A 13,967-nucleotide genomic window follows, 5' to 3' on the forward strand; every position below is an offset into this window, starting at 1 on the left:
TTGAGCGGATTATTGCGGATTCTGAGGTAATAAAATATGGTGATTTATTTTTTTAATTCATCTTTTAAAGAATCATACCGGCGGCTAAGGTTTCGTTAGTGAATTCATCGATTATGAGAATGCTTCCTGTATATTTATTTTTGGCAAATGCGTCTACCATCAATGGCTTGGTGCAGCGCAACGAAACTCTTCCAATATCATTTAATTTTATTTCTACATCATTTTCGATTCGGTGCAGGGTGTTGATGTTAATTTTATAGCGTACCTCCTTAATCATACAGCGTGCTTCGTTTGTGGTATGCCGGATTGTGTATTTGGTTTGAGGGTTCAATGCCTTTTGATGCATCCAACAAATCATCACTTCCAAGTCTTGTGTTACAGTTGCCTGATTATTGGGCTTAACCAGCATATCTCCTCGGCTGATATCCAAATTATCTTCCAAACAAATTTCCACACACATGGGTGCGAATGCTTCGTGAATTGTAGCTTGTGCACTATGAATTGATTTGATGCGCGAGGTAAAACCGGAAGGTAATGCCATTACTTCATCACCCGGCTTAAATACTCCCCCTTCTACCCTTCCTGCATAAGCGCGGTAATCGGGAAATTGTTTGCTTTGAGGACGAATAGCCAATTGCACCGGAAAACGACAATCGATACGGTTAAAATCGGAAGCAACATTCACGTGTTCTAATGTGTACAACAAAGCTGCACCTTTGTACCAGAGCATTTGCGAAGATTGATTCACCACATTATCGCCGTGTAAAGCGCTGATGGGAATAAATTGAATATCGGGAATTGATAAGCGTGAGGAAAACTCAAGAAATTCTTCGCGAATCGAATTAAAAACCATTTCATCATACTCCACAGCATCCATTTTATTCACAGATACGATGGCATGTTTTATTTGCAATAAAGAGGCGATAAAGGCATGTCGGCGTGTTTGTTCCGTAATTCCATTTCGTGCATCCACTAAAATAATAATGAGGTTAGCAGTGGAAGCTCCGGTAATCATGTTGCGCGTGTATTGCGTGTGTCCAGGACAATCCGCAATAATAAATTTTCGTTTTGCAGTTGCAAAATAGCGGTAGGCAACATCAATCGTAATTCCTTGTTCTCTTTCGGCACGAAGTCCGTCGGTGAGCAAGGATAAATCCAAATATTCATTGCCGCGTTGATTGCTGGCGTGAATTATAGCCTCCAGTTGATCTTCATAGATTTTTTTTGAATCAAAAAGCAATCTACCGATGAGCGTACTCTTGCCATCGTCGACACTCCCTGCGGTGGTAAACCTAAGCAAATCGCTTTTTACCGCAGGTGCAATTAATTCATTTATGGTTGCTTTCTCTTTTTGCATTTTACTTTATTTGCAAGGCTTGACTGCTTGATAAGCTGCTAAAAATAACCTTCCTTTTTCCTGTCTTCCATAGCTGCTTCCGAGCGTTTATCGTCATCGCGCGTGCCGCGTTCTGTGAAGCGTGCACTTGCAATCTCATAAATGATTTCAGCAAGCGTGGAGGCTTTTGATTCAACCGCACCGGTACAGGTCATATCGCCAACAGTGCGGAAACGGACTTGCATCTCTTCATATTTTTCCTCTCCTTGCAAGCTGACAAATTCGGAATCGGCCAATAAAATTCCCTTACGGTTGATAACCTTACGTGCATGCGCAAAATAAAGTGACGGAATAGAAATATTTTCTTGTGCGATGTATTGCCAAATATCCAACTCTGTCCAATTGCTCAATGGAAATGCTCTAAAATGCTCACCCTTACGCTTTTTCCCATTTAATAAAGTCCATATTTCAGGTCTTTGATTCTTAGGATCCCACTGTCCAAATTCATCCCGAAAGGAAAAAAAACGTTCTTTAGCTCTTGCTTTTTCTTCATCTCTTCGTCCACCGCCTAATGCTACATCAAAACTGAATTCGCTTATGGCATCCAACAGGGTAATGGTTTGCAAAACATTTCGGCTTCCATTTATTTGTCGTTCCTCCACAGCTCTACCGCTATTGATTGAATCCTGTACTTTTCTAACTATCACCTTCACCTCCATTTGATTCGCAAAAGCATCTCTAAAGTCAAGCGTTTCCTGAAAATTATGTCCTGTATCAATATGAAGTAAAGGAAATGGAATACTCGCCGGATAAAAGGCCTTACGCGCTAAGTACGTCATTACAATAGAATCCTTACCACCTGAAAAAAGCAAGACCGGTTTTTCGAATTGAGCAGCTACTTCGCGAAGCACAAAAATTGACTCGGATTCCAACTGCTGCAAATGGGATAGGTTGTAATTCATTCGTTTGTGCGAAAATAAGTTTAGTGTTTAAACACTTACAATACCGGCGTATTTATTAGATGTAGACTAGTTTTTTCAAGAACTGTAAGTAACGAATTTAAACACGCTGCTAGCGAATTTTGTTCTGTATTCACTGTTAGAATAGGATCAACAGGTTCTTCAAAAGCTGCGCTTACGCCTGTAAACTTAGGTATTTCTCCTAAGCGTGCTTTTTTATACAAACCTTTAACATCTCTTCTTTCACATTCTTCAAGTGAGCAATTTACAAAAATCTCGATAAAATTATTTCCTATTGTATTTGCCACCAGCTTTTGCAATGTGTGGGTTGGTGTAATAAAGGAACAGATGGGCACAATTCCTGAATTTTTAAAAAGCAGTGCAATTTCAGCAGCTCTACGCAGATTTTCGTTGCGGTCAGAATCGCTGAATCCTAAATCCTGATTGATGCCTTTTCGTAATTCATCTCCATCCAATAAAACATGTGCAATACCCTTGCTTGAAAAATGTTGTGAAAGGCTTTTTGCCAAAGTACTTTTTCCTGAACCCGATAAGCCTTCTAACCAAATAACGGGACAGTTTTCAACAATTATTTTTTTAGTATCAACGACAGTCTTCACACTCATTCGGCAGTCAAAATTTGAAGAACAAAATTAAGGAATAATTGGGTGTAATTGTAATACGATTAAAGTAAATACAAGGGGTGTTGGACTGTTGAAGCTTGAAAGAGAATAATCAATTCGAAACTTTCATTATTAATGGACAATCACTTTTTGCTCTACAATGCTATCTCCTGATTTCACCTGTATCAAATAAATACCGGATGCAATGCCGCTAAAATTGAGATTATTATGGGAACTAAGCAAATTGGAGAAGCGTTCGTTGTAGACTTCCTGACTCAACATATCAAAAATTTTCACTGCTATTGTGTTCAAATGCTTGTTTGAAAAAGTTAGCGTAAATGCGCCATTATTGGGATTAGGATAAATTGAAAAAGCCAATTCCTGCTCAACACTCTTAGCTGATAAGCTAAAGTATGAAGAGTAAGCTGTATCTGAATTACACAACTGAGGGTCCGACACAATTAAACTGTATACACCATTGGCTGTTGGAACGTATACCTGCTGAGTTGCACCGACTAGCAGTGTATCGTTCAAATACCATTGGTTTCCAGAAACAGCACTTGAAATAAGTTGATCAAAATTTTGAAGAATGGTTGGTGTAGCAACTTGCGCTTTTACTTCAATTACTGAACTGGCCGAAAAGGTGCAATTATTTGAATCGATGTAAGCATAGCTGATACTATTAAAACCTGCTCCCGCTTCTTGGGGCACAAAATAGTTGGTGTCGACTGCAAATCCTGAATAATTCCCACCTAGCGGAGTTCCACCACTTAACTCGAATGCACTATCACCAACACATACCGGCGAAAAGGAGCTTAAACTCACTAGTGTAGGTACAAAATGCCCCAGCACTTTTTCAGTTGAAGTAGCAGAGCAATATGCATCACTCAGCATCACCGCATAATGTCCATCACCTGAAGCGGTATATTCTGAATCAGTTGCAAATGGAATAAGATTGCCATTCAGCAACCAATGATAAGCCATTCCAGGTTCAACATTTGTTTGAAACAAATAAGTGGCATTTGCGCATATCATAAGGGTATCGGCAGCTAAAATACTAGCTTGAATTTTTTGATTTTGTGTTATGGTAATTCCAGCAGAAACAGCATCACATCCATCTAATGTAACTCGAACCGCATATTTTCCGGAATCAGCAACACTCAGCAGAGGCTGATTAAATCCAATAAGTATGCTGCTATCCTTTAACCATTGATACGAATAATTTGTATCGATTGGTGCATTTAGAAAAACTGATTGACCTTCGCACAAATGCGTTGTTCCGCTAGGAGTGGCACTTGCGAGAGGACTTGGCTTAACTGTAACGGGTATTGAATTACTTAAATTACTGCATAAACTATCGCGCTGCACTAAAGTATAATTACCGCTTTGATTTGCATTAAAAACTGTATCTGTTTGACCTGGTATGGATATTCCATTTCGGTACCATTGATAAGTTAATCCAAGCATTCCGACACTTTCTAATTTCACAAAATTACCCTCACAAAAATTGGTAGTATCGTTTGCTGTAATCACATTTTCGGGTAGCGCGTGAGTGTTAACTTGTATAGTGTTGGAATGGCTTTCACAAGAATTTAAGCGAACAATTGCATAGTAATTTCCCGAATCAACAACATCGTATTTGAAAGCAGTTGCACCCTGAATTTGCAAGCTATCTTTCATCCATTGATAGGTGTAGCCTAAACTTTTTGTAACTCTCAATTGATAAGCAGTTCCAACGCAAATCGAAAGCATGGAATCGGCAAGGATAGTTGCAATAGGACTAGGTTTAATTAATACTACCACTTCGGATGAAGCACTGCACAAGCTATTTACTGTAACGAGTTTATAGCGTGCGGCAATATCAACGAATAACGTGGCAGAATCGGCTCCGACAATTAATGAATCATTAAAAAACCATTGATAGGAATAAGTTGAATCGAAAAAAGCTTGCAGTGTATGATTTTCGCCAATGCATAGCACAAGTGTATCGGTTGGATTGAGAAAGGTTTCAGGTGCAACATACACTACAATATCGATAGCATTCGATTGCTTAGAGCAACCATTTAAAGTGGTTTCAAAACTATATTTTCCAGACAAAGTTGCTGCAAACACAGTATCCACTTCTGCGGGAAGCAATGTATCATTTCGATACCATTTGTAGGTATATGCTGCATTGCTTGGAGCTGATAATGTCTGTACACCCCCTTCACAAAAAGAATACATGCTATCATTTTGCAAGCCTGCATCCGGCAAAGGGTTAAGCACTACATGAATTAATTCAGAAACACTTGTACATCCATTATCAGTAACTTTTACTTGATAAAATCCGGAATCAGACAACGTCAGTTGAGCAGTAACCTCACCGCTTAAAATACTATCATTTTTTGTCCAACCAAAAGTCTGACCAAAAGCAGAATCAGCAGTTAAATCAATTGTAGCACCGGCACAAACGAATGTGTTGAGTGGGGATTGTATGTGTGCAAGTGGATTAGTTTTTTTGGTTACATGCACCATAGCAGATATAGCTTCACAATTAAATCGATTGACTTTTAAGGTATAATCACCGGAGTCTGAAACGAATAAATTTTGATTTTTAGCAGTTTGTATTTCGCTTCCATTTTTAAACCATTGATATCTAAAATTGGAACCGCTTTGTGCAGTAAGCTTTACACTATCCCCTTCACAAAATGAAATAAGAGAATCCCCTAAAATACTTGCAACGGCAGGCGTAAAAAAAGTTCCCGGAGAGCCGCCTGGGCAACCTGCAAACCAATTATCACCATTATCCAAATCCAAATTAACAGGCACCGATTCAAGTGTATACCCTTGCCCTGCTGCGGCAATTGGCCAAGGAGGAAGCTTAGAATAAGTCATTGATACATGCAAGGAATCCTGATTGGTAAATAACCTCAACAATTCTCCTGTATTTGCAAACCCAAAACCAATTGGACCAAGCACATTATCTTGCTCATCGTCGTCGTGATTCTCATCTTGGTGCGGGCTTCGGTGAGGATTGGAATGATTTTCATTTTGACTGAGTTCAGGAAACTGAGAATTGAATTTGGATAAATCTTCCGCTAAAACCAAATATCCGTTTGCCTTTATAGTTGTTCCTAGTGGAAATGTATAACAATGCAAATTATCGTTGTCTTTAAATTTCCAGGCTGTTAAATCAATATCTACCGAATCCAAATTATGAAGCTCGACCCAATCTCCAGCATCTGCAGTACCAGCCGATTGGTAATTTATTTCATTAAATGTAATGTGCGGCGTAAGCGTGCTACCTTTAAAGTAAGCAAGCACCGAGTCTGAGGTAGTAAAGTTTATAGTTATCGATTGATTACTATCTGCAGAAAGAATTGAATTATTTGGCTGCCAATAATCAAATGAATAACCTGGATTGGGAATGGCAGTTATTGTTACCGGATTACCGTTAAAATAAGTCCCTTTCCACGGAAGTGAATCCGGAATAATTGTACTAATTTGTATGCGTCCTGAACCCAGCGGATAAGCTTGCAAGGTTAGTACCACCTGGCTGTTTAAATTAAAATTGGATTGAATATAATTTAACGCGCGAGCCGGACGCTTATTTGTAAAATTTATCAAGGAAGCAATATTCTGATTCCAACTGGTCATACTGCTTCCCCACCGTGCAAACTGCAAGGGCATGTCAGCAGCAATTGAATCACGCATGTCATAAGCTATTTTACGAACATTGGCCGGAACATAAATGGTATTTATTAAATCCGCATAACGGTTAATAAAATAGTTTCGAAAGGTAGGATTCGCAGCCATTGCATTAAAAATATAACTTTGGTAGGAATCATCCGCCGGTGCTATCAAATCACTAAGTTTATCATAGGTATAACTGCTATAAAGCCCCATTCCAAAATCCAAATCATATAAAATATATTGCCATTTTCCACCCGGTTTCCGTGGTCGCCATAACTTTATATTGTTGCTCCAATCGCCAATCCAGTCGTTATTTACATAGTAGGTTTCAGCAATAAAATAATCGGCATAATTTTGCAAATCAAAAAGCGAATTCATTTTAGTATAAAAACTCGAATCCAATGGATTGGCTGTTATTGCATAATTAAACATGTTGAAAAATCCGGTATCTGAGCCATTTTTAATTTCAATTGACCCTCCTTCAAACAATAAATCGAATTCTGATTTTTTATAGCCAAAATTATTTTCAACATAGCTGTGGTTATCGTTTTCTCGGATTTCATACACGCCCCAATAGCGGCCATTTAAAAATACTTCGCAGGGTTCGTATCCTAAAAATCCGGTATAGGTATTTTTCATAATGCGCTGCATTAAACCATCGCGGTAATGCACCACATTCCAGTCGGTACCTGCATTGCGCAGAATAAATCCCGGGTAGCTTTTAATATTTTCCTTTTCAGGGATGAGTGGGTAAGTAATTTCTGGAGTGCCAAAATCATTATCTAAAATAAGCTCAAAACTTTTTTGCGGCTTAGCGCGAGAATAATTCCCATTAATTTTAAATGCAGCATCAAATTGAAAAGCACGATTTTTTTGTTTGTCGAAGTATTCTAAACTAACCGGCTTTTCCCAATCTTGCCAATAGTTGGCGCCTTTGTAAGGATAAGTGGTACTGGCATGGTTTCCTAACACATAAATACCGGTTGAATCATCCCATAAATTTTCGGGATTCGTTGCCAATGAAAATACCGGTAAATGCATGTCCTCGTCAATCAAATAGGTATTTGTAACCACCGGACTTGGCACCATCCCTACGGTATAGACTCTTGCTTTTAAAGTTTGAGACGTATCCACGGCTAAGGAGGAAGTATACACAGCTGAATTTAATGTTGGGGTGCTTCCATCGGTAGTGTAATGAATTACCGCATTTGCAGGTGAAGCAGCAATGCTCACCAATCTAGGAGCATCATAATATCCGCCTTGTATGGAAAATACGGGAGCTGTCGCAATTCCGCTGTAACAAATTGAGGTGGAATTACTAATGTTAGGTGAAGGTGGACTAAAAAAACACCAAGTTGCAGCGCCATCAGTTGACCTTCCATAGGAGACATCGGTTTGCATGCTGCCCGTATATTTTTGATCAATCACATTGCCCAATGAATCGGACAGCACAATGGTTTCGCCACTCTTGCTCAATTTAAAATTAGCATGTAAGTATTCTCTAATTGGAGCTTCAAACCAACTGGGAGGAGCCGGAAACACATAATTACTGCGGTTCACGCCAATCGAAAAATATGGAATGGCAGATAAATCGGTGGATGCATTTGAAAGGTTATGGACTTCAACAGCCAATACATTTGTTCCAATTTGCAATGCCTTTCGTAACAAATTAAAATCCACATAAAACGAATCTGGCATACCTCCTGAAAACATCTTTGCTTCATGCTCACCACTTGCAAAATCCGTGTAATTAGGTCGCACACCAACTGAGCCAATATTGTTGCGGGCAATTTCAATTCCATTTAAGTAGGCTACAAAGCCATCGTCATAATCAATATTAAAAATGGCTTTCATGACTTGACTGGTGTCGACAAGCGAGAAAATTTTTCTCATGTAGATCGTTCGAATATTCGAAACAACCGTGCTATCGTCGCCATCGCCATATCCGATCCCGCCCTTACCTTGACTCCAAGAATTATCGATAAATGAACTGTTGCGCCAATTGGTATCGGTAAGATTATCGGGTATTGTATAGCGCCATACATCATCGGATTTCACAGGAGTTTCCCAATGATTAATTGTAGTTAGCTTACTAGTATCATCAATAAAAACAGTTATAAAATCATGTGGAGCCAGCGAAATAAAAGGAAACTGCCACTTCGCAGGGACTAGCGGATCGTCGCTTAATTTGTATTTATAAAGATTTAAAGGACTATTGCCGGCATTATAAAACTCAATCCAATCGCCATACTTACCAAACTCATCCGCAACAACAGTTGCATTTGCTGCCGAAAACTCATTGATAACAAGTTGAGCGGACAGTCGGGAAAAAGAAAAAAGTAATAATAAAAGTATATATGCCGTGAATCTTCTAACTTTCAAAACCTGTTGTGCTAATTAAATGTGCTTTTATTGTTATACGCAAAAGCGGGGTCAATAGTTCTGCTTTATTTTAATTCAGTTAATTTTTTATTCCACCAGTACCAATTTCTGCATTTCACTTCTGAATTGCGATTGAAACCGAATAAAGTATATCCCTTTTGCAAGGCCTTCTAAATTGACTGATACTTCTGATTTAACTTGCCTTTTCGCTTCCGCGGAAGTAATTTTCTTTACCATCAAACCATCCGCATTGAATAAACTAATGGTACAATTTTCATTCAAAAGTGAATTCCATTGTAAGTTTAGATTTCCTTTTGTGGGATTGGGAAAAATCTGAAGTGCAAATTTTTCCTTATTCAATTGGGTTATACCAACCGCATGCGCTGAGTCGTATTTTTGTTGTGCATTCAAAGCACTAATTTGTAAATCCTGGAGGCTGTTTCCTGCAATCATCGCAAATTCAACCACCACGCTATCATCCGGTGCCATAGTAAACGGACCGGCACTTATTACTTGCACTACATCGTTTCCGGCAGTAACCGTATTACCGGCTTGTTTGCGATTTACTGAAAGCGATTGAAATTTTTCAGCTGTAGAATATCCATCGGTCAGATCAATTCCACCTGCTCCACCACCCACATTATCCATCGAATTCACAACAATTCCTGAAGTACTTAATAATTTAATCCCACAATAAATTGGGCTAGCCTGTGTGCTATACACATAGCCCATGCGGTTTACGCTGTCGAAATCAGCTTTGTTAAATGAGGCATTCTGAACATCCCAATCGGCAAATATTCCGGCGTAAAGCGTGTTTAACGGAATAACATTATTGTTATATATAGTGAATTTACGAACAATATATTTACGGTGAGCCGCTGCTGTCCATGCATAGGAATCGTGTCTAACAAAAACACGTAATTTTGAAGCTCCCGCATTGTCGTCGTTAAAAAAACCTTGCAAATCCATATCAGATGTAACAGCAGGAAGTATTCTTTGAACCAATTGTGCTGCACCCAAATCATTATCAAAGCTATTCGCTGTGCTTCGGGCCATATCAGAAACCTGAGAAGCGGAGTTGCCAATCATTAAGCTGCTTTCATACAATTGAGAAGAACTTAGCAAATAGGTAAATCCAAGGCCTTGATCTTGATTGGGTAAACTATAACCAATGCGACCTGTACTAGTAACAGAAGTAGCTACATCATTGATATCGATGTTAATATAATCCACATTAACAATTACTTCCAAATACTGAAAAGTGTTAGTTACTCCGTTGTTAATGGTTACTTTAAGTATCACTTTATAATTCAATGGAGTATTGGGTAAAATCTTAAAAATGAATGGATTGGCATTATTATTTGCTGTTCCCATGGTGTTAATTGAACCAAGTAAAGCTGTATTGCTAAGTATGGTAATGTATGGTGAGGTAGATGAAATACTTGCAGTGACATTGTTTGCAAGAGCGAGATAGTTTGTAAATACCCCTGTCATTCGGGCCGTATCGCCAATTACCAATGCATCGTCGTTATAATCGGTAATGGCATAACTGCTCATTTCAACTGAAGAAGAGCTGGTATCGGTAAGAGCTTTAAACAAATTTATTCTGCCATGTCCCAGTTTTCCAATATAGGGTGCGTTTTGGGGCAAAACATCCATGTTGTCGCAAGTAACTTTTAACTTTTCACCCACTTGTTTAGCCGAATAAGCCGGGAAATGCGATTTAATGATACCGGCAATTCCTGCTGCAATTGGGCATGCAAATGAGGTTCCACTAGTTCCACCTTGTGTATAGGTATTGTTTTTCCAGGTACTGTAAAGCTCGTCGCCGGGTGCAAATACATCCAAATAAATTCCATAGTTAGAGCCATGATTGGCATTAAAAGGATCATCCCATTTTTTATCGGTCGAATCTGAACCACCAACATTAATCACATTGTTATAGGATGCAGGATAAAAAACCAATTCCAAATCATTGTTACCGGCTGCAGCAATTACTAAGGCATTCATGTTAAATGTGGCATAATCCACAATATTTTGACCATACTGAGTACCACCCGTGCCGCCCCAAGAACAATTAATGATTTGGCAACCATGGTCAGCTGCATATACAATACCTTCATAAGCCATTGTTAGGTTACCTGCATCATCCGAAATTTTTATTGGGAGCAATTTGCATTTAAAACCACTTCCGGCAATACCTGTATCATTATCGGTAGTTGCTCCGGCACAGCCACTTACAAAAACCCCATGCGGTGAAGCATTGCTAAACTGAGGATTATTGTCCATCATTCCAACATCCCAACCTTTGTAATTATCCACATAACCATCGTTATCATTATCCACATTATCTAAGGGGTCCTGATAATTTAATTTCACGTTACCAACCAAATCCTCGTGTGTAAAGTCAAATCCGGTATCGGTAATTCCAATCACCACATTGGTATCTCCTTTATCTATATCCCAACCCTCATAAGCATGAATATTTTTTAAGTGATACTGTGCACCACTTACCGAATCGGCCTGCGGATCGTTAGGCAAATACAATGTTTTAGGCACATAATGCGGCTCAGCGTATTCAAATAAACTGAGACCAAGCAAACCGTGAATCACTTTTTCAAGCGGAAGCGATGCGGAATAATTTAATTCATAGATGAGCGATAAATCAACAAGTGTTTCGCCCCTTTCATTCTTACTTTGCAACGGCGGATTTTTTAAAGGGAATATTTTTTTAATGTTCGTTATACCTATTGAATTTAAGTATGCGATTAATGCAGGCTGTTGTATGGAAGTTGTTGAAGCAACATTCCTAAACTCAGGTTTCAGCTTTACAATAACTGTATTTTTTAGGTATTCATTATCTGATAATGCAAGCTCAAATTGCTTGGATGACTTAGCATTACTATTTATCGCGCGGTTACTCGCCGATGCCACAAGGGTTGCCAATGAAATTAATGCCAGCAGAAATGTAATTTTTCTCATAAGTAGTAGTTTATCAATGCAAAAAATAATGCGTTTAAAATTACGGTTTAAATTTGTTTATAGAAACAGACAGCATCGAATATTGTTTTTTCTGAGCGAAATCAGCTTTTTAACAAATTGAAGTTTTGCCCTGCTCAAGCTTCCTTTTACCTAAAATTAAGCGGTAAATAGTATCTTCGCACTCTTTTTAAAATCATACAAGTAATTACCTAATTAAGAGAGAAAAATATGTGTGGAATTATTGGAGTATTTTCTGCGAAGCCTGGTGTACAGGAATTGAGAGCCGGAGTGCTGGACATGTCAAAAAAAATTCGACACCGTGGTCCGGATTGGTCGGGTGTGTATTGTGGCGATAAAGTTATTTTTTCGCATGAACGTCTTGCCATTGTTGATCCTCAATCGGGAGGTCAACCCTTGTACAGCAAAGATAAAAAGTTGGTTCTTGCCGTGAATGGCGAAATATACAATCATCAGGAATTAAAAAAAGACCTATCTGATTACGAATTTCTAACCCATTCGGATTGTGAAGTTATTTTAGCCTTGTATCGCAAAAAGGGAATTAATTTTATTGAAGATTTAAATGGCATTTTTGCTTTTGCTTTGTATGATTCTGAAACTGATTCTTACCTAATAGCCCGCGATCACATGGGTATAATCCCATTGTATATGGGATGGGATAAATCCGGAAATTTTTATGTGGCTTCAGAATTAAAAGCACTTGAGGGTGTATGTAACAAAATTCAAGAGTTTTTACCGGGTCATTATCTTTATAGTAAGGAGGGGCAAGAATTAAAAAAATGGTATACACGCGATTGGATGCAATTTGAAAATGTAAAAGACAATGTAACTGATATCTCTCAATTGCGCAGTGCCCTGGAAGCTGCAGTGCACCGCCAATTGATGAGTGATGTTCCTTACGGCGTCTTACTTTCAGGAGGATTGGATTCTTCAATCATTTCGGCCATCACAAAAAAATATGCCGCAAACCGCATTGAATCGGGAGATACCCAACAAGCTTGGTATCCACAATTGCATTCGTTTGCAGTTGGTTTAGTGGGTTCGCCCGATTTGGCTGCTGCGCGAAAAGTTGCCGAGCACATAGGTTCGGTGCACCACGAAATTAACTTTACTATTCAAGAAGGTTTAGATGCCATTCGGGATGTTATATATCACTTAGAAACGTATGATGTCACTACAGTGCGTGCCTCCACTCCTATGTATTTGTTAGCTCGCGTTATAAAATCAATGGGCATAAAAATGGTGCTTTCGGGGGAAGGTGCCGACGAACTCTTTGGGGGCTATTTATATTTTCACAAAGCACCGAATGCACAAGCCTTTCACGAAGAAACTGTGCGTAAATTAAGTAAATTGCATTTGTACGATTGCTTGCGTGCCAATAAATCACTAGCTGCTTGGGGAATTGAAGGGCGTGTTCCTTTTTTAGATAAGGAATTTATGGATGTGGCCATGCGACTGAATCCCAAAGATAAGATGGCAGGAAATGGAAAAATGGAAAAATGGGTTTTAAGAAAAGCTTTCGAGGACTATTTACCCGAAAGTATCGCTTGGCGCCAAAAAGAACAATTTAGTGATGGGGTTGGATACAGTTGGATTGATACCTTAAAAGCTACTGCGGCTTTTGAGGTAAGTGATGAACAATTGGCCAATGCGAGTTTTCGCTTCCCGGTGCATCCACCTATGTCTAAGGAAGAATACCGCTACCGTTCCATATTTAGTGAGTTGTTTCCTTCTGACTCTGCAGCCGCTTGTGTGCCCTCTGTAAAATCTGTGGCTTGCAGCACGCCAGAAGCCTTAGCTTGGGATGCTTCTTTTCAAAATGCAAATGATCCGTCAGGACGTGCGGTAAAAACAGTTCATAATGATGGCTATAAATAATATGGGCATTTCATGGAAAGTAATTTTTAAACCAATGATTCTCTTTCCTTGATTTTGCTGTTCAAGAGTTAATCTTTTGCGTAAAATTCTGACGTGTCAGCTCAAGAAACAGGACAT

General features: G+C 39.0%; 6 protein-coding genes. 1 reads left to right on the forward strand and 5 read right to left on the reverse strand.

The features are described from left to right. Window positions 1-64: 64 nt before the first annotated feature. From IPP32_09725 to IPP32_09745, 5 genes are all read right to left on the reverse strand, one after another. Window positions 65-1,357 carry a 50S ribosome-binding GTPase gene (locus IPP32_09725; protein MBL0048357.1) on the reverse strand — a complete coding sequence of 431 codons (1,293 nt, stop codon included), beginning with the start codon at window positions 1,355-1,357 and terminating at the stop codon, window positions 65-67. A gap of 38 nt (window positions 1,358-1,395) precedes the next feature. After that, a complete protein-coding gene (cysD, locus tag IPP32_09730) occupies window positions 1,396-2,298 on the reverse strand; it encodes a sulfate adenylyltransferase subunit CysD (protein MBL0048358.1) in 903 nt (300 codons plus the stop codon). Window positions 2,299-2,333: 35 nt separating this feature from the next. Next, on the reverse strand, window positions 2,334-2,921 hold the full coding sequence (gene cysC, locus IPP32_09735; protein MBL0048359.1) for an adenylyl-sulfate kinase: 588 nt from the start codon (window positions 2,919-2,921) through the stop codon (window positions 2,334-2,336). 129 nt (window positions 2,922-3,050) lie between these two features. Further along, entirely contained in the window at window positions 3,051-8,972 is a 5,922-nt protein-coding gene (locus IPP32_09740) for a CotH kinase family protein (GenBank protein ID MBL0048360.1), read from the reverse strand. Between the two features lie 87 nt (window positions 8,973-9,059). Beyond that, a complete protein-coding gene (locus IPP32_09745) occupies window positions 9,060-11,954 on the reverse strand; it encodes a S8 family serine peptidase (protein MBL0048361.1) in 2,895 nt (964 codons plus the stop codon). A gap of 228 nt (window positions 11,955-12,182) precedes the next feature. Here IPP32_09745 and asnB point away from each other — a divergent pair, with 228 nt between their 5' ends. Beyond that, the gene (gene asnB / locus IPP32_09750; protein MBL0048362.1) at window positions 12,183-13,850 is read left to right on the forward strand and encodes an asparagine synthase B; all 1,668 of its coding nucleotides are present in this window, start codon (window positions 12,183-12,185) and stop codon (window positions 13,848-13,850) included. Window positions 13,851-13,967 lie beyond the last annotated feature (117 nt).

The sequence above is a fragment of the Bacteroidota bacterium genome (assembly GCA_016721765.1).
Taxonomy (GTDB): Bacteria; Bacteroidota; Bacteroidia; order UBA4408; family UBA4408; genus UBA4408.